The 16,924-nt window shown below is 40.2% G+C and carries 18 protein-coding genes; 8 read left to right on the forward strand and 10 right to left on the reverse strand.

Annotated elements, in window-relative coordinates:
* The first annotated feature begins 24 nt into the window (after window positions 1–24).
* The gene (lpdA, locus tag H148_RS0104305; protein ID WP_029033699.1) at window positions 25–1,416 is read left to right on the forward strand and encodes a dihydrolipoyl dehydrogenase; all 1,392 of its coding nucleotides are present in this window, start codon (window positions 25–27) and stop codon (window positions 1,414–1,416) included.
* A gap of 158 nt (window positions 1,417–1,574) precedes the next feature.
* Here the strand turns inward: lpdA and H148_RS0104310 are convergent, their stop codons facing one another.
* From H148_RS0104310 to H148_RS0104340, 7 genes are all read right to left on the reverse strand, one after another.
* Entirely contained in the window at window positions 1,575–3,050 is a 1,476-nt protein-coding gene (locus H148_RS0104310) for an AAA family ATPase (protein ID WP_029033700.1), read from the reverse strand.
* A 49-nt stretch (window positions 3,051–3,099) separates the two neighbouring features.
* On the reverse strand, window positions 3,100–4,218 hold the full coding sequence (locus H148_RS0104315; protein ID WP_029033701.1) for a vWA domain-containing protein: 1,119 nt from the start codon (window positions 4,216–4,218) through the stop codon (window positions 3,100–3,102).
* Between the two features lie 169 nt (window positions 4,219–4,387).
* Window positions 4,388–5,110 (reverse strand): Dph6-related ATP pyrophosphatase, encoded by a 723-nt coding sequence (locus H148_RS0104320; protein WP_029033702.1) that lies wholly within the window; start codon window positions 5,108–5,110, stop codon window positions 4,388–4,390.
* 72 nt (window positions 5,111–5,182) lie between these two features.
* Entirely contained in the window at window positions 5,183–5,755 is a 573-nt protein-coding gene (locus H148_RS0104325) for a porin family protein (RefSeq protein ID WP_029033703.1), read from the reverse strand.
* Window positions 5,756–5,876: 121 nt separating this feature from the next.
* Window positions 5,877–6,290, reverse strand: coding sequence for a type II 3-dehydroquinate dehydratase (aroQ, locus tag H148_RS0104330; RefSeq protein ID WP_029033704.1), 414 nt, complete (start codon window positions 6,288–6,290; stop codon window positions 5,877–5,879).
* 85 nt (window positions 6,291–6,375) lie between these two features.
* Window positions 6,376–6,870 carry a hypothetical protein gene (locus H148_RS0104335; protein ID WP_029033705.1) on the reverse strand — a complete coding sequence of 165 codons (495 nt, stop codon included), beginning with the start codon at window positions 6,868–6,870 and terminating at the stop codon, window positions 6,376–6,378.
* Between the two features lie 165 nt (window positions 6,871–7,035).
* Complete coding sequence (locus H148_RS0104340) at window positions 7,036–7,623, reverse strand: porin family protein (RefSeq protein WP_029033706.1); 588 nt, start codon at window positions 7,621–7,623, stop codon at window positions 7,036–7,038.
* A 110-nt stretch (window positions 7,624–7,733) separates the two neighbouring features.
* Between H148_RS0104340 and xerD the strand changes: the two genes are divergently transcribed.
* The 4 genes from xerD to H148_RS0104360 all read left to right on the forward strand — a co-directional run bounded on the left by xerD (window position 7,734) and on the right by H148_RS0104360 (window position 10,832).
* On the forward strand, window positions 7,734–8,630 hold the full coding sequence (gene xerD / locus H148_RS0104345) for a site-specific tyrosine recombinase XerD (protein WP_029033707.1): 897 nt from the start codon (window positions 7,734–7,736) through the stop codon (window positions 8,628–8,630).
* 393 nt (window positions 8,631–9,023) lie between these two features.
* Window positions 9,024–9,971 (forward strand): aldo/keto reductase, encoded by a 948-nt coding sequence (locus H148_RS0104350; protein WP_029033708.1) that lies wholly within the window; start codon window positions 9,024–9,026, stop codon window positions 9,969–9,971.
* Window positions 9,961–10,428 carry a hypothetical protein gene (locus tag H148_RS0104355; protein WP_029033709.1) on the forward strand — a complete coding sequence of 156 codons (468 nt, stop codon included), beginning with the start codon at window positions 9,961–9,963 and terminating at the stop codon, window positions 10,426–10,428. The genes H148_RS0104350 and H148_RS0104355 overlap by 11 nt, the downstream gene beginning before the upstream one ends.
* Window positions 10,429–10,532: 104 nt before the next feature.
* Window positions 10,533–10,832, forward strand: a complete 300-nt coding sequence (locus H148_RS0104360; protein WP_029033710.1) for an HPF/RaiA family ribosome-associated protein — start codon at window positions 10,533–10,535, stop codon at window positions 10,830–10,832.
* A 147-nt stretch (window positions 10,833–10,979) separates the two neighbouring features.
* On the opposite strand, the gene murA is transcribed toward H148_RS0104360, so the two are convergent.
* From murA to H148_RS0104375, 3 genes are all read right to left on the reverse strand, one after another.
* Window positions 10,980–12,293, reverse strand: coding sequence for a UDP-N-acetylglucosamine 1-carboxyvinyltransferase (gene murA / locus H148_RS0104365; RefSeq protein WP_029033711.1), 1,314 nt, complete (start codon window positions 12,291–12,293; stop codon window positions 10,980–10,982).
* Between the two features lie 15 nt (window positions 12,294–12,308).
* On the reverse strand, window positions 12,309–12,950 hold the full coding sequence (locus H148_RS0104370) for a DUF4290 domain-containing protein (protein WP_029033712.1): 642 nt from the start codon (window positions 12,948–12,950) through the stop codon (window positions 12,309–12,311).
* A 103-nt stretch (window positions 12,951–13,053) separates the two neighbouring features.
* Entirely contained in the window at window positions 13,054–13,347 is a 294-nt protein-coding gene (locus H148_RS0104375; RefSeq protein WP_029033713.1) for a DUF493 family protein, read from the reverse strand.
* An 81-nt stretch (window positions 13,348–13,428) separates the two neighbouring features.
* Here H148_RS0104375 and H148_RS0104380 point away from each other — a divergent pair, with 81 nt between their 5' ends.
* The 3 genes from H148_RS0104380 to fmt are packed head-to-tail and all read left to right on the forward strand — an operon-like array spanning window position 13,429 to window position 16,806.
* Window positions 13,429–13,965, forward strand: a complete 537-nt coding sequence (locus tag H148_RS0104380; protein ID WP_029033714.1) for an AAA family ATPase — start codon at window positions 13,429–13,431, stop codon at window positions 13,963–13,965.
* Window positions 13,958–15,862 carry a RecQ family ATP-dependent DNA helicase gene (locus tag H148_RS0104385; protein WP_029033715.1) on the forward strand — a complete coding sequence of 635 codons (1,905 nt, stop codon included), beginning with the start codon at window positions 13,958–13,960 and terminating at the stop codon, window positions 15,860–15,862. The genes H148_RS0104380 and H148_RS0104385 overlap by 8 nt, the downstream gene beginning before the upstream one ends.
* Window positions 15,859–16,806: a methionyl-tRNA formyltransferase gene (gene fmt, locus H148_RS0104390; RefSeq protein WP_029033716.1), complete on the forward strand. Its 948-nt coding sequence runs from the start codon at window positions 15,859–15,861 to the stop codon at window positions 16,804–16,806. The genes H148_RS0104385 and fmt overlap by 4 nt, the downstream gene beginning before the upstream one ends.
* Window positions 16,807–16,924: the final 118 nt, after the last annotated feature.

Genomic DNA, 16,924 nt, shown 5'->3' on the forward strand with positions numbered 1-16,924 from the left:
ATTCAGTTACAAAAAATTCCGAATATGAGTAAATATGACGTTATAGTTTTAGGAAGTGGTCCCGGTGGATACGTGACTGCCATTCGTGCATCGCAGTTGGGTTTCAAAACCGCGGTTATAGAAAAGGAGAATCTTGGTGGAGTTTGCCTTAACTGGGGTTGTATCCCCACTAAAGCGCTTTTAAAAAGTGCCCAGGTTTTTGAATACCTCAATCATGCAGAAGACTACGGACTAAAAGTAGAGAAAGCCGAAAAGGATTTTGGTGCCGTTATTAAGCGTAGCCGAAATGTAGCCGATAGCATGAGCAAAGGGGTTCAATTCCTGATGAAGAAGAACAAGATCGATGTTATCGACGGTTTCGGAAAATTAAAACAAGGAAAAAAGATCGAGGTTACAGATAAGAACGATAAGAAGTCCGAATACTCTGCAGATCATATAATTATTGCCACCGGTGCACGTTCAAGAGAGCTTCCCGGCCTTCCGCAGGATGGAAAGAAAGTAATAGGTTACCGCGAGGCGATGAGCCTTGAGAAGCAACCAAAATCTATGATCGTAGTAGGGTCTGGTGCCATTGGAGTTGAGTTTGCTCATTTTTATAATACCATGGGAACTGAGGTAACTGTTGTAGAATATCTCCCAAACCTGGTGCCGCTTGAAGATGAGGAAATTTCAAAACAGTTTGAGCGGAGTTTCAAAAAAGCCGGAATCAAGGTAATGACCGGTTCTGCTGTTGAAAGTGTTGACACTTCAGGAGATCTTGTAAAAGCTAAGGTTAAGACCAAAAAAGGAGAGGAAACCCTCGAAGCCGAAGTTGTACTTTCAGCCGTAGGCATTAAATCCAATCTTGAAAATATCGGGCTTGAAGAGCTAGGCATCAAAACCGATAAAGATAAAATTGTTGTTAGCCAGTACTACGAAACTAACGTAAAGGGAATTTATGCAATTGGAGATGTAGTTGCAGGACCTGCTCTTGCCCACGTTGCTTCTGCGGAAGGGATCACTTGTGTAGAAAAGATCAAAGGAATGCATGTTGAGCCAATTGACTACGGAAATATCCCCGGTTGTACTTACGCAACGCCTGAAATCGCTTCTGTGGGAATGACCGAAAAACAAGCTAAAGAAGCAGGATATGAACTGAAGGTTGGGAAATTTCCATTCTCGGCTTCCGGAAAAGCAAAAGCTGCCGGTACTCCCGACGGATTCGTTAAAGTAATTTTTGATGCGAAATATGGAGAATGGCTGGGCTGCCACATGATTGGTGCCGGCGTTACCGATATGATCGCTGAAGCGGTTCTTGGACGCAAACTGGAAACCACAGGACATGAGGTACTAAAAGCCATCCACCCTCACCCAACTATGAGTGAAGCGGTAATGGAAGCAGTGGCTGATGCCTATGGGGAAGTAATTCATTTGTAGATCTTATTGAGAGACTAGAAACTAGATTCTAGAGACTAGACTAAAGATAAAACCCTTCGAAAAAATTTTCGAAGGGTTTTATCTTTAAGTTCTACTTAGGTATCTTATAGAGATCTTTGTGAAAGTCTAGATTCTAGTTTCTAGGCTCTAGATTCTTCTTACTCATTATTCCTTAAACCCTCAATATAGCTACCATAAATATCCTTGAATTGCATACCTTCAGCAAAGCGGAACTTATTGAGTTTTTTGTATTCCACTAATCCCCAAAGAACAAACTCTTTCAGAAAATACTTATCCTCTTGAGAAACATTTGGCTGATGCTTGTTCACAAGCTTCTCCAGCGCAGGAATCGAATCCAGAGCTCTCTTATATTCTTTATCTGAAGTTTCATCGAGTAGCTCAAATCCACTTTCAGAAAAGAACCATTCCACGATTTCTGAATAAGGATCCTCGGCATCTGGTTTCTGAAGCTTTTCTATCTTGGGGAACATAGTCGGAAATAATGTTTTTACAGCTTCCCCAATAAGCTCCTGTGCTACGAAAGCGCTTCCCTCCTGCTCTCCTTCATAGACCAGCTCAATTTTACCAGTAATGGAAGGTATGACTCCAAGAAAATCTCCAAATCTTAATAGTGTCTTTTCTTCTCCATTTTTCACAGCTCTCCTTTCTGCAGTACTTAGCAGATTTTCATAGGCCGTAATACTTAACCTTGCGCTTATTCCACTTCGTGAATCAATATATTCATGATCCCGGGCCTCAAAACTTATCTGTTCCAAAAGATCTTTGGCCAGTTCCGGAACCTGAACCATTTCGGTTTGCTCCTTATCAAATTTAGCTTCCTGCTGAGTGATCTTTTTCGCAGTCTTTACATCCATTGGATAGTGAGTAAGGATTTGAGATCCAATCCTGTCTTTTAATGGAGTAACTATGCTCCCGCGGTTTGTGTAGTCTTCGGGATTGGCAGTAAAAATAAATTGCATATCCAATGGTAGTCTCAGCTTAAATCCACGAATCTGTATATCTCCTTCCTGCAAAATATTGAAAAGTGCCACCTGGATCCTCGCCTGTAGATCGGGCAGCTCGTTGATCACAAAAATGCTACGGTTGGCACGGGGGATCATTCCGTAGTGGATCACACGGTCATCGGCATAGCTCAGTTTCAGGTTTGCAGCTTTTATGGGATCCACATCTCCGATGATATCGGCTACTGTCACATCGGGAGTGGCAAGCTTTTCAAAAAAACGTTCATTTCTGTGAACCCAGGAGATTTGGGTCTCATCCCCTTTCTCTTCCAGCAGCTCTCGGGCATATCTTGAAATTGGATTAAAAGGATCATCATTGATCTCAGAGCCTTCCACTATTGGGATCCACTCATCCAGAAGATTGACCATCATCCTTGCGAGTCGGGTTTTAGCCTGTCCTCTTAGGCCAAGAAAATTGATATTGTGTTTTGAAAGTATTGCGCGCTCCAGTTCAGGTATTACAGTGTTTTCATAACCATGTATCCCTTCAAAAGTGGGTTCATTCTTTCTTATTTTGTTCAGCAGGTTTTGCCTTAATTCAGTTTTTATACTCTTGCTTTGATAACCAAACTTCTTCAAGCTTCCAAATGTTTTGAGCTTCTCTATATCCATGTTCTGCAAAATTTATGTTTTAAAAAGGCCTTTTCGAGCCTATAGTATTTTATCCTTTGATGCGTTTCTTGCGGTTAGTCTCGTAGTCTTCAAAAATCATTTCGCCCAGACCTTTTAGTCCGGTAAAAAAGGCCTTCCCTTGATTTGCCTGCGTAAATTCCCTAACAAACCGCTCCAGGTAAGGATCCTGTGCAATCATGAAGGTAGTAATAGGAATATGTAGTTTTCTTGCCTGGCTGGCAGCATTATAACACTTTTCAATAATGTATGGATCCAGTCCTACACTATTCTGGTAATAACTACCGTCGCGTTCCCTAAGGCAGCTGGGTTTACCATCGGTTATCATAAAGATCTGCTTATTTGTGTTTCGCTTGCGACGCAGTAAATCCATAGCCAGTTCAAGACCGGCAACAGTATTCGTATGGTAAGGCCCTACCTGCAGGTAAGGCAAATCGCCTATTGAAATCCTCCAAGCATCATTACCAAAAACAAGAATATCTAATGTGTCTTTCGGATAACGCGTAGTAATAAGCTCGGCCAGAGCCATAGCGACTTTTTTCGCCGGAGTAATACGATCTTCACCATACAGGATCATACTATGGCTTATATCAATCATGAGCACTGTGCTCATCTGGCTTTTATGATGGGTTTCCTCAACGACCAGGTCATCCTCGGTCATTCGAAAATCATCTGCTCCGTGCTGGATCTGTGCATTTCTTAGAGATTCGGTCATCGAAATTTTATCCAGGGAATCTCCGAAATTGTAATTTCGGAATTCTCCAGTATGTTCATCTCCCAGCCCGGACTGTTTTGTATTGTGGTTGCCCGATCTACTTTTACGCAGTTTTCCGAAGATCTGGTTTAGTGCCTGCTGTCTAATAGCTCTTTCGGTCTTGGCAGTAATAGCCATTCCTCCACCACCATCAATCTCCTCCCGGATATATCCTTTCTTTTTCAGGTCTTCAATAAAGTCATCAATGGTGTAATTCTCATCGGTTAGTTTGTACTCAACGTCTAATTGTCCGAGCCAATCTATGGCTTCATCAAAATCACCGGATGTATGGGTAATGAGTTCTTTGAAGATCTCAAAGAGCTTATCAAATGGAGGAATATTCTCTTCCTCAAACTTTTTAAAAATAAATCCTTTTCTCACATGTTGCCTTTCCATGGCCTAATTTAATTGATAGCGCCATTAATTCACAGAAGAGGAGGATAAATTTGTGTTAATTGAGGGATTGGTGAATGGTGATTGGTTAATTGGGTTAAAGGTCATGGTGAACTGGATTAAATAATCCTCTGAAGTCCACAAGCTCCTAATAACTATTTTTCAAAAACTATTAACTAAATAGATCGCAGTAATAAAACTTGGTATCCCAGCTTTCCTGTTCCTCTTTAAAGCAATTTTCTTTTTTAGTTTTAGCAGGATCAAAAGAACGCTCCACAATTTCCCCTTTTTGGAAGGTCACCGGCTCCTTGAATATTGGGCCATCAAAGACAAAGCTGTGAAATTCGCCATTCTCACCCGCCGGATCCACCCCTTCAGGAAGGTCGGACAGAAAATCCTGATCTATGATCCTTCCGCAAAAAGATTGATCCAGAACTTTGGCGTTTACACTTACTGTAATCGCTTTAAATCCTGAAGCAAGAAAATCCTTCATTAAAGCAGCGGAGTCCTTTTTCCACAGCGGAAAGACCGGTAGCAAATCCACTTTTTGAAGCTGCTGCTCCCTATACTGTTTTAGGTCTTCAAGAAAAATATCACCAAAAACACTGTGGGTAAATCCCTCTGACTTTAATTTTCCGGTTTCCTTTTCCATGATCCGGTTATAGGTATCCATAGAAACATTTCCGTCAAGGGAAATAATTTGAAGGGGTATCCCAATAATCTTAGCCTGCTCCATTAAAAGCTCCTGTCGCAAACCGTGCATGGATATCCTGTTGTTTTCAGAATTAATCGTCGTTACCAGCTTTTCAATGGAAAAATTATCGGCCTGCTGCAAAAGATAAAGCGCATAGGCCGCATCTTTCCCCGAACTCCAGTTTAAAAAGGCTTTTTTCATTTTCCGAAGGTAAAGAAAAACCAAAAAAAAAGCGAAAACATAGTTTTCACTTTTTAGTAAGGTCAAATAGTCTTAAAATTTAAATCCTACGGAAAGTTGAATCACATTATTTTTTTGACTGAAATCACTGCCGTCTAGCTCCCCATCCCATATGTTCGAAAAGCCAAGGACGTATCTTGCATCAAATAACAGACCCATGGGAAGCTCGTACCCTACTCCAACACCTGCACCAAAATCTGTAGATTTAATATTTTCTACTTCACCAGTTTCTCCATCCTCTTCTGCTTCAGCAACTACGTTAAATGAAATTTGTGGACCAGCCTCTAAAAATAACCCATTCATAACATAGTATTTCAACATTACCGGAACACTTATGTAATCTAATTTCAAGGTCGCGTCGCCCTCTGAAGCTGATGCTCCTAACCCAGAATAAAGAACTTCCGGCTGAACTGAAAATTTATCGGTCAAGGGAAATTCAGCTAACAGTCCTAAATGAAAACTTGTCACACCATCAAGACCTTCAGTTTCATCTCCACTTAAAGAAGCGAAATTCAACCCTCCTTTAGCTCCGAATTCAACAAATTCCTGAGCGCTAAGTGTCCCAGCGGATAAAAAGACCGCAGCGATAATCAATAGTTTTTTCATAATTAATATGATTTAAGTTAGGCTGCAAATATCTTCAAAAATAAATAGCAAACTAAAAATTGAGATTATATTGGATCAAATGGTCGTATACAACGATCAAATACTTATAAACAGGATCAGGTTACTCAAAACTCAAAAGAGCCAGCTCATAACTCTGCAACCCAAAACCGAGGACGACTCCTTTTGCATTGGGAGCAATGAAAGAGCGATGGCGAAATTCCTCCCGTGCAGAAGTGTTGGAGATATGAACTTCAACCACGGGAGTTGCAATAGCCTTTACTGCATCTCCAATTCCGACTGAGGTATGGGTATAAGCAGCGGCATTTAAAATTATTCCGTCAAAATTTCCGTCTGCTGCTTGAAGACGGCCAATAAGTTCACCCTCGATATTTGACTGGAAGTAACTGAATTCTACATCAGGATATTTTTCTTTTAACTTTTGAAGGTAAGTTTCGAAGGTTTCCTTACCATAAGTTCCCGGTTCCCGGTTGCCTAGCAGGTTTAGATTTGGTCCGTTAATGATTATTATTTTCATAAAGGTAAATGTAAAAAATAAAAAAACGGAAACCGAAGTTTCCGTTTTATATCAAAAGTTATTCTGCTGTATAATTTTAAATCATTTACAAGCGGAATTCAGCTCCAAGATTTAAAGAAGAAAAAGTACCGCCATCCCGGCTAATCCCGGTATAAGAAGCTATAAGTGCAAGTCCAAACAGATTAAATCCTACTTTTGGCTTATAGTAAAACCCACCATCATTCCCCTCGTTTATACCCAATGCGTATCCTACATCAGCACCGAGTTCCAGGGTCATAAGACTAAATCTTGCAGTGGCAGCCAAAGGAAGAAATTGAATATCATCCAGCTCTATAGAATTTCCACCACCCAGATCCAAATCTTCTCCAAAGAAGTGGCTATAGCCAACCATTGGTCCCACCTGAAAGGTATCTCCCATTCCAACAAGATATGCCACATCTGCTCCAAGGCCAAAACTGGATATATCAGCCGCATCGCCTAAAGGAAGTCCTGCGTTTACCCCTAAACGGATATCTCCCTGAGCATAAGTTGAAGAAAAAGCTAACGCCAGAAAAAGGAAAGTATATAAGTATTTTTTCATAATTAAAGATTTAATTGGTTATCTATCACTAAATTAGGTATTTAGATATTACATTAATCGATTTGTTAAAATAAATTAGAAAGGTAATTCTTACTATCATTTGATTCCAACCCAAAGAAAAAGGGCAGTAAATACTGCCCTTCTTTATAGTAATTGCAATTAGGATTAGAACCATAATCCTATTCCCGCCTGAACTACAGAGTTTTTGACATCTACGCCTTCAATATCATAAACATCGGTCATACCAGCATTATAACGTCCATAAATAAAGAAATTACTGAGTTTGACTGATGCTCCAAGACCAAGACTCAGGTCAAAATTATTGATGTTATCATCTGGAAGTTCTACATCATTCTCACCTGTCCCTACTTCGTGGTTCGCAAGAAATCCAAACTGGGGACCGGCCTCCAGACTTAATCCTCTAAAGATATAAACCTTGGCCAGAACAGGAACTGTGACATAATCTAGTTTATGCTCCAGGTCTTCATCATTCTCCCGTCGAACAATATCATAACCCTGTGCAGAATACAGCACCTCGGGCTGAATAGAAAATCGGTCAGAAACCGGCACTTCGGCAACTAAACCTAAATGATATGCTGTTCTTGCGCTTCCATCATCAAAATCTGACCATCCGTCTCCAGAGAAGTTGGAGAAGTTCACCCCTCCCTTAGCTCCAAAGTAGACGAATTCCTGTGCAGCTACAAACGTGGTACTTAAAACCATTGCTGCGATAAATAAAATTGACTTTTTCATAATTCTATGTTTTAAAGTTCCCGACAAATGTAGGGGGCATAGTGTTAAGAAAAACTCACATTGTCTTAAAGTACTCGTAAATCCTTACTTTTAGCACCTATCTTTGGCCTGTGAACTGGGAAAACGCTTTAAAAGATTACTCTCATTACCTCAAAATTGAGCGGGGACTATCTGCAAATACTATTGAAAATTATTCTTTAGACGTGGAGAAACTGATTAAATGGATATATGCTAATAATATTCATGAATCTCCTGTCTCCATTTCTGAAGAGGAGGTGCAACAATTTGTTTATTCCCTCGCAAAAAACGTGAATGCCCGCTCCCAGTCAAGGATAATTTCAGGTCTGCGCAGTTTCTTTAATTATCTGGTTTTTGAAGATTACCGAAAGACTAATCCTTTAGAGCTTATTGAATCCCCAAAGACCGGACGAAAACTTCCCGATACTCTTTCTACTGAAGAAATTGATGCTCTCATCGCTGCAATTGATTTAGGTAAGGCCGAAGGAGAACGCAATCGTGCCATCCTCGAAACTCTCTATGGCTGTGGCTTACGAGTTTCTGAACTTATAGATCTACGTCTAAGTGATTTGTTCTTTAAGGAAGGATTCATTAAAGTAATCGGAAAAGGAAGCAAATCGAGGTTTGTACCTATTGCTGAAGCTACACAAAAGTATATTAATCTCTACCGTGAGTATGTAAGATCCTATCAGGACATCCAAAAAGGGCATGAAGACACATTATTTTTAAATCGCCGCGGAAAAAAACTCACCCGTGCGATGATCTTCACTATTATAAGACAACTTTCTACTGCCTCGGGTATCAAAAAGAAAATAAGTCCGCACACCTTCAGGCATTCTTTTGCCACTCACCTGCTGGAAAATGGAGCCGATCTTAGAGCAATTCAGCAAATGCTGGGGCACGAAAGCATCACTACAACCGAAATTTACGTCCACCTGGATCGCTCTCACTTGCGCAAGGTGATGGAGGAGTTTCATCCAAGACGTTAATCCTGAATTCAAAATTTAAGGTTCAGGATCATTGTTGTCCGAGAAAAGAATCAGGATCGCTCCGCTTCTGGAATCTAGAGCCAAGACTTGTATATAATATCCTGTAAACTATAATTTGAAAAATTAAAATCATAAAACCACCTCCTCAAACAGCGAAAGTGAATGTTGGATCAGTACTAGCAGATGGTTTCTGGAATATTTATTTTTATTAATCGGGCAACAATGGTTCAGGATTCAAAATTTTTATTCTAATCATAAATTCTTGATTCTTCAAAAATTCGTACCTCTACCTTCGTACTTCTAAATTTTTTGAACATTAAACTTTTCCTAAACCTGCTCAAATCCTTTGGTAGCCGCGTTTTCCTCCTTATTTTAAGGTATTAAATTGAAAACATGGAAACACTTAAATTTAAGAACGGAGATAAAATGCCGGCTATCGGCCTCGGCACCTGGAAATCTGAAAAAGGAAAAGTTGAAGAAGCAGTAAAAATTGCTTTAAATAATGGCTATCGTCACATTGATTGTGCGGCAACTTACGGCAATGAAGCTGAAATTGGCAGGGCTTTCAATGAAATTTTTTCCGGGGGTAAGATCAAAAGAGAAGATGTATGGGTTACTTCCAAATTATGGAACGATTCTCACAGAAAAGAACATGTAATCCCTGCCCTTAAGCAGACTTTAAAAGATCTACAGCTCGATTATCTAGACCTTTACCTGATTCACTGGCCCGTAGCTTTTAAACATCGAGTGTCATTTCCTTCCAAGGATGAAGATTATCTTTCCCTGGAGGAAGTTCCCATTATCGAGACCTGGAATGCCATGATCGAAGCTAAAAAACAGGGGCTTGTAAAGCATATAGGAGTATCTAATTTCAGCAGTAAAAAGCTGAATGATCTTATGTCAAAAACAACAGAAATTCCTGAAATGAATCAGGTTGAATTGCATCCTTTCTTACCGCAGCCGGAGCTTTTGCAGTTCTGTCAGGAAAACAATATTCACTGTACAGCCTTCTCTCCCCTGGGAAGTAGTGACCGTAGTGAAAAAATGAAAGCCGAAAATGAACCTTCACTTCTAAAGGAACCGGCAATTATAGAAGTAGCTAAAAAACATAATGTTTCTCCTGCCCAGGTACTCATAAAATGGGCTGTTGCACGTGGCACGGCAGTAATCCCCAAGTCAACCACCAAAGACCATATTATTTCAAATCTGGGAAGCATAAAAGTAAACCTGGAGGAGGAAGACCTAAAGAAAATTGCAGGAATAGGGCGTGATTTTCGTTATGTGACCGGTGAATTCTTTGTGACTCCCGGAAATCCTTATAATAACATCTATGATCTGTAAATCATACCTTTCAAAAAGAGGATTTCTGATCCTCTTTTTGGTGTTTTTCACCGGCTGCAAAAATGATGACCGTGAAATCCAGGTCGATAATTCTAAAATTGATTCATTATCACTGGAACTCAGTCGTCAGGAGCAGTTAAATGATTCCCTTTTGAGCCTAAGGGAAACAGCTCAAAACTCCATTGATCACACTGTTTACTTCGGAAAGGAATTTGAAAATATTAATGATCCTGAAGAACATATAATTGAGGCTTTGAAACAGCAGGAAGATTTAATACCAATAAAAGCAGTGCTTGGCGGCACTATGGAATTCCGGGAGGTGCAGGTAATTACCGAAGACTGGGTGTTGGCTGTTTATGATGATGGGCATGTGCAGGGAAAGTCAATCTACGAGTATGCACTTCAGGACAATGGGGAGGTAAAATTTATAGAAATCACTTCTAAACTTCCAAAGTAAAAGTATACTCAAAAATGCCATTTTAGAACGTTATATTTTTTATAAACTACCGCAAGTTACCTGCAAATTTGGTATCTTATGATTAATAAATTAAAAAGGAGATTATGAAGACAAACATTCAATTTGTAAACACAGAATCAAAAAGTTCGGCCGAGCAACTCGTTCAGAGAAAACTGGATAAACTTGAAAATAAATACGACTGGGTCATTTCCGCAGATGTTATGTTCAAAGAACAGAAATCCACTAATGGAGAAGGCAAAGTTTGCGCGATAGATTTAAGTCTACCGGGGCCCAAAATTCATGCATCTTCAAATGCTGATAGTTTTGAAGCCGCAGCCGCCGAGACGGTTAAAGATCTCGAAAAGCAACTCAAAAAACGTAAAGCTGAAATGCAAAGCCACTAGGACAAATGTATATTGTATAGTTATTATTGTATAATGTAAAGCCATAGAAAAAGGCTGGTGGAAAAGGATTTTCCGCCAGCCTTTTTCTATATCCAAATTCTTGAATCCTGGTTCTTGGCTCTTTAAACCTTGAACCTTAAATCCTCCTTAAGCTACTCTCTTTATCCTTGCCCCAATTGCCTGCAGGCGCTCATCGATGTTTTCATAACCCCGGTCAATTTGTTCAATATTATGAATTATTGAAGTTCCCTTTGCAGAAAGTGCTGCAATTAGCAGGGAAATTCCGGCTCTAATATCGGGGGAAACCATTGTAGTCGCTTTAAGCTGAGACTTAAAATTGTGGCCAATTACAGTAGCGCGGTGGGGATCACAAAGGATGATCTTAGCGCCCATATCTATTAATTTATCCACAAAGAAAAGACGGCTTTCAAACATCTTTTGGTGGATAAGAACATCTCCTTTAGCTTGAGTGGCTACCACCAGCATAATACTCAGGAGATCTGGGGTAAAGCCAGGCCATGGTGCATCACTAATACTCATGATCGAGCCGTCAATAAAACTTTGTACTTCGTAACCATTGGTATGAGCAGGAATGAAAATATCATCTCCTCTTTGCTCCAGTTGAATTCCGAGTTTCTTAAAGGTGGACGGGATAACTCCTAAATGCTTCCATCCCACATTCTTGATGGTGATCTCACTCTTGGTCATCGCGGCAAGTCCAATCCATGAGCCAATCTCGATCATATCGGGCAGGATAGTGTGGGTACAACCCTTCAATGAATCTACTCCTTCAATTTCCAACAGGTTTGATCCCACGCCCGAGATCTTTGCTCCCATGCTATTAAGCATACTGCAAAGTTGTTGAAGGTACGGTTCACAGGCTGCATTATAAATGGTAGTCTTTCCCTGGGCCAGTACAGCTGCCATTACAATATTTGCAGTTCCGGTTACCGAGGCTTCTTCAAGCAACATATAAGTTCCTTTTAAACCATTGGGCGCCTCCACTCCGTAAAATCGCTCTTCTTTATTATAACGAAAGTCGGCTCCAAGTTTAATAAAACCTTCAAAGTGTGTGTCCAGTCTTCTTCGGCCAATCTTATCTCCTCCGGGACGTGGAATATATCCATGTCCAAACCTCGCCAGCATAGGTCCCACTATCATTATCGATCCACGCAGGCCACTGCCTTCTTCCTTGAATTTTTCACTTTTAAGATAATTGAGATCAAGATCGTTAGCTTCAAAGGTGTAGGTTCCTTTTTCTATTTTTTCCACCTTCACCCCCAGTTGTTTTAGCAGGTGAATTAGTTTATTGACATCGAGAATGTCGGGGATATTTTTAATTGTGACTTTTTCGGGAGTTAACAATACGGCGCAAAGAATTTGCAGGGCTTCGTTCTTTGCTCCCTGAGGTTGAATTTCCCCTTTTAGAGCATGCCCTCCCTCTATTTGAAAAGTTCCCATAAAGAAATTTAGATTTTAATGACGTTTGCGGCTGCGCGCTCTGTTATGTGTTTTTTTAGACGGCTTTTTCGAGGCAAATTTTTTGTTGCTTCTCAATAATTCTGAAGCCTGGCTAAGGTCTTCTTCGGTATGCTTAATGTTAATTTTTCCGCCACTTAATTCTCTTAAATGTTCGAAGATCACCTTATCATCCACAGAATCTTTGTTCCAACTTAGATAAGACTTTTTCATGTGATTGGCGATAGTAAATACCAGACCTTCCTTCTCCGGACCCTCTTCAAACTTATTCGCCTCATCGATCATTCTTTTAATATTATTTCCGTAGAAACGATATTTAGGAAAGTTTTGGGGATAAGTCATTCTCTCCGGTCTTTCTTCGAGCATTTCCCGTGAAGGTTTGGGAAACGGGCTTTCTACATCCAGTTCAAAATCACTTATTATAAATAATTGATCCCAAAGCATATGCTGAAAGTCGGGCACGTCACGCAGGTGCGGATTAAGATTTCCCATTACAGCAATAATTGCCCTGGCTACTTTATTTCGCTCTTCATCATCCTTGATCTCAACAGCGTGTTCAACCATTTTCTGGATATGTCTTCCATATTCAGGAATAATAAGTTTACTCCTTTCGGAGTTATATTCTAATTCGTTTGTCAAAATGAATAATATTAGGTGATAATATACTGCAGAAGTTTATCGACTGCAAATTAAAAAAATTATTCAGGAAAAAAGCGGCTCTACCAAATTATCCTGCAATTATTTACAGAGAGATCACTCCTTCGATTTTTTGCCCTACTTCTTTATATTTCTCTATAACCGTATCGGGGCTTTTCATCCTTACATTTACAGATACACTCGTGTATTTTCCTTTTTTAGACTGTTTGGTGTTGATCACCGCTCCAAGATTATCAAAGATATCTTCTACGTCCCTTATTTTTTCTTTATCTGTAGGTACAATAAACTTGAAAAGATAAATTGCCGGCCAATCTGTAGTATCCAGCAACTGTGACTTCAACTTACGGTAAAATTCTTCTGGCTCCTGTTCTTTGCTCATGATTTTCATCTTCCTTACAAATGCAAAGATACATTATAGAATCTATTTTTTAAATTGGATGCAAATGTCGAAATTTGCCGCGTGAAAACCAGAAAGATCGTAATCACCGGCGGCCCGGGAACAGGAAAAACATCTGTCATTCAAGCTTTGGAAGAAAATGGTTACTTCTGCTTCCATGAGGTTTCTCGGGAGATCATCAGGGAGGCCCAAAAAAAGGGAATTGATCAGTTATTTTTAAAAGATCCTCTTTTGTTCAGCGAACTCCTGCTTGAGGGAAGAATTCGGCAATATGAGGATGCGGAGAAGTTAACTTCAAAAATCGTCTTCCTTGATCGTGGCGTCACCGATGTTGTGGCTTATATGAATTACTTCGGGAATGATTATCCTCCCGCCTTTAACCGTGTATGCCGGGAATATATATACGACAAGGTTTTTATTCTTCCGCCATGGAAGAAAATCTATACTGAAGATAACGAACGTTACGAAACCTATGAGCAGGCAGTGGAGATACATGATGAGCTTGCCCGCAGCTACGCCTTTCATGGATATGAAGCTGTAGAAGTCCCTGAAGGCACTATTGCTCAGCGAACTTCCTTTATCCTGGAGCATCTTGAATAAGCCTGAAGAAATATTAAAGCAATATTGGGGCTTTGACTATTTCAGGCCTTTGCAAAAAGAAATCATTCAAGAACTTTTAGAAAACCGGGATGTGATCGCCCTTCTCCCTACCGGTGGCGGGAAATCCCTTTGTTTCCAGATACCGGCCCTCATGAAACCCGGTATTTGTATTGTAATTTCTCCTTTAGTCGCTTTAATGGAAGACCAGGTAAAAGCGCTGCAGGCAAAGAATATTAAAGCCATGGCATTAACCGGCGGAATTGCTTTTAAGGAAGTTGATACCATGCTGGACAACTGTATTTACGGGAATTATAAATTCCTTTATATATCTCCTGAGAGACTTCAGCAGGAATTGGTACAGGAGCGTATAAAGCAGATGCAGGTGAACCTTATCGCAGTAGATGAAGCTCACTGTATCTCGCAATGGGGCCACGACTTCAGGCCCGCTTACCGAAATATTGCCCTTCTTCGGGAGCTGAAGCCGGAAGTTAATATTGTAGGGTTAACTGCAACGGCAACCCTTCCGGTAGTGAAAGATATTGCACAGCAACTGGAGCTTAGGGAGGTAAAAGTGCTTCAGAAATCTTTCCGAAGGGAAAATCTTGCCTATATGGTTAAAGAGGTAGAAGATAAAAACTATTACCTGGAGCAGTTGCTTAAGGAACATGACGAGGCAGGGATAATTTATGTGCGCACCAGGAAAGCTACCATTGAACTTGAACATTTTCTTGTCAAAAAGGGCATTTCTGCCACCTCTTTCCACGGGGGACTCCCGAAAGCTGAAAAGTCTTCCCGACTACAACAATGGCTAAAGGAAGAAAAACGGGTTATGGTAGCTACCAGTGCCTTTGGAATGGGAATTGACAAGGCAAATGTGCGCACGGTGATCCATATAAACTTACCTGAAAGTCTTGAGAGTTACTTCCAGGAAGCAGGGAGAGCCGGCCGGGACGGTAAACCAGCAAAGGCAGTAGTCCTGACGAACAAAAGTGATATACCCCTTTTAAAAAATCAATTTTTGGCCACCCTTCCCGGAGTAGATATTGTGAAGCTGATTTACAAAAAATTGAATTCTTATTTTAGGATTGCTTACGGTGAAGGTGAAGGTGAAGAACATTATTTCAACTTCTACCAATTCTGTCAAAAGTATGAGTTAAATACTTTACTCGCTTATAATGCAATGCTTCTGCTTGATCGTGTAAGTGTATTGACGTTATCGGAACAATTTCAGAAGAAAACCCGTCTTCAGTTTTTAATCTCGGGTAAAAAAGTCACGTGGTTTTTAGAGGGAAATCCTCAGTACGACCCTGTTGTCAAAGCTGCTTTAAGAACTTATGGTGGGGCTTTCGACAGCCTTGTGGATATAAATTTGGAAATAATAGCGGGTAAAGCCGGCACTTCTTCACAAGAAACTGCAAAATTGCTGCAGCAGCTCCATAAGGAAGGTATTATTGAATTTGAACATCATCAACATGATACCAGGGTCACCTTTTTGGTGCCCAGGGAAGATGACATTACAATAAATCCTGTGATTCCCTATATTAAACTACAGGAGAAAACCAAAAAAGATAAAATACAACAGGTTCTTGCCTATGTCAATAATGACAAACAATGCAAGAGCGAACAGTTACTGCACTATTTTGGCGAAAAAAATACTGATCCCTGTGGAATATGTTCTGTTTGTAAATCTGTAACAACCAAACTGGACAGGGAGGGAATGAAAAAGATCTATTTTGCAATTATTGGTCTCCTGGAAGATCGGGAGTATTCCTCAAGGGAAATGGCCGAAAATTTGCCTTTTCCGGAAGAACATATAATAAAGGTATTAGGATTACTGATAGAGAAAGGAGCTCTCGCCACTACTGCTGCTAATAAATATAAATTAAAACATTTATGAGAGACTTAAGAATTGTTTTTATGGGTACGCCGGAATTTGCGGTGCATTCCCTACAGGCAATAGTTGAAGCAGGCTATAATGTGGTTGGGGTGATCACAGCCCCAGATAGACCTGCCGGAAGAGGAAGAAAGCTGCAGGAATCGGCCGTAAAAGAATATGCTAAAAAACAAAACCTTAAAATTTTACAACCGGCTAACCTTAAAGCTGAAGCTTTCCTTAAAGAATTAAAAGACCTCAATGCAAACCTGCAGGTGGTTGTAGCCTTCAGAATGTTACCCGAAGCAGTGTGGAAAATGCCGACCTACGGCACCTTTAATCTGCATGCCTCCCTCCTACCACAATACCGGGGAGCAGCACCTATTAACTGGGCTATTATTAACGGCGAAACTGAAACCGGAGTGTCAACCTTTTTTATAGATAAAAAAATTGATACCGGTGAAATGATCATGCAGGAAAAAGTTAAAATAGAACTAGGTGAGAGTGCCGGGCGATTACACGACAAGCTTATGGAAGCGGGGGCCACACTTATTTTAAGTACACTTGAAGCTATTAAGCAAGGTTCGGTTAAAACTACATCACAAAAAGAGGCTGCAGAATTAAAATCGGCCCACAAACTCACCCGGGAGAACACCAGAATAGATTGGGATCAACCTTTAAAAGTTATTTACGATTTAATTCGCGGCCTTAGCCCCTACCCTACGGCGTGGACAATTCTGGAGAACGGCAATGATAAAATGATGATGAAGGTGTTCGCAGGTGACATACAAAAGGCTGATCATGCTCATACTATAGGAAAGGTAGTGCAGGAAGGTAAAGAAGTTAAAATTGCATGTAACAATGGATTTTATATAGTGAAGGAAATCCAGCTCCCGGGAAAGAAAAAATTGGCTGTAAAAGATCTTTTGAACGGCTATGAATTTTATTCAAATGCTAAAGTTGTCTGAAGCCTCATGAATGCTGATATGAGCGTATTTTCCAAAAAATCAACAAAGGTTATCAACAATTTGTTGAAGTTATTAACAATATTCGGCTTTTCCCTTGATATTACTTGCATGGGAAAGT

The organism is Salinimicrobium terrae DSM 17865 (genome assembly GCF_000424665.1).
Classification (GTDB): domain Bacteria; phylum Bacteroidota; class Bacteroidia; order Flavobacteriales; family Flavobacteriaceae; genus Salinimicrobium; species Salinimicrobium terrae.

Excerpts from the sequence above, each read along its gene's own strand:
- H148_RS0104325 (WP_029033703.1), bottom strand. The coding sequence starts at position 5,755 with ATGAAAAAACTATTGATTATCGCTGCGGTCTTTTTATCCGCTGGGACA.
- H148_RS0104315 (WP_029033701.1), bottom strand. The coding sequence starts at position 4,218 with ATGGAAAGGCAACATGTGAGAAAAGGATTTATTTTTAAAAAGTTTGAG.
- H148_RS0104355 (WP_029033709.1), top strand. The coding sequence starts at position 9,961 with ATGATCTGTAAATCATACCTTTCAAAAAGAGGATTTCTGATCCTCTTT.
- murA (WP_029033711.1), bottom strand. The coding sequence starts at position 12,293 with ATGGGAACTTTTCAAATAGAGGGAGGGCATGCTCTAAAAGGGGAAATT.
- H148_RS0104360 (WP_029033710.1), top strand. The coding sequence starts at position 10,533 with ATGAAGACAAACATTCAATTTGTAAACACAGAATCAAAAAGTTCGGCC.
- H148_RS0104340 (WP_029033706.1), bottom strand. The coding sequence starts at position 7,623 with ATGAAAAAGTCAATTTTATTTATCGCAGCAATGGTTTTAAGTACCACG.
- H148_RS0104350 (WP_029033708.1), top strand. The coding sequence starts at position 9,024 with ATGGAAACACTTAAATTTAAGAACGGAGATAAAATGCCGGCTATCGGC.
- lpdA (WP_029033699.1), top strand. The coding sequence starts at position 25 with ATGAGTAAATATGACGTTATAGTTTTAGGAAGTGGTCCCGGTGGATAC.
- H148_RS0104320 (WP_029033702.1), bottom strand. The coding sequence starts at position 5,110 with ATGAAAAAAGCCTTTTTAAACTGGAGTTCGGGGAAAGATGCGGCCTAT.
- H148_RS0104375 (WP_029033713.1), bottom strand. The coding sequence starts at position 13,347 with ATGAGCAAAGAACAGGAGCCAGAAGAATTTTACCGTAAGTTGAAGTCA.
- H148_RS0104335 (WP_029033705.1), bottom strand. The coding sequence starts at position 6,870 with ATGAAAAAATACTTATATACTTTCCTTTTTCTGGCGTTAGCTTTTTCT.
- fmt (WP_029033716.1), top strand. The coding sequence starts at position 15,859 with ATGAGAGACTTAAGAATTGTTTTTATGGGTACGCCGGAATTTGCGGTG.
- H148_RS0104310 (WP_029033700.1), bottom strand. The coding sequence starts at position 3,050 with ATGGATATAGAGAAGCTCAAAACATTTGGAAGCTTGAAGAAGTTTGGT.
- aroQ (WP_029033704.1), bottom strand. The coding sequence starts at position 6,290 with ATGAAAATAATAATCATTAACGGACCAAATCTAAACCTGCTAGGCAAC.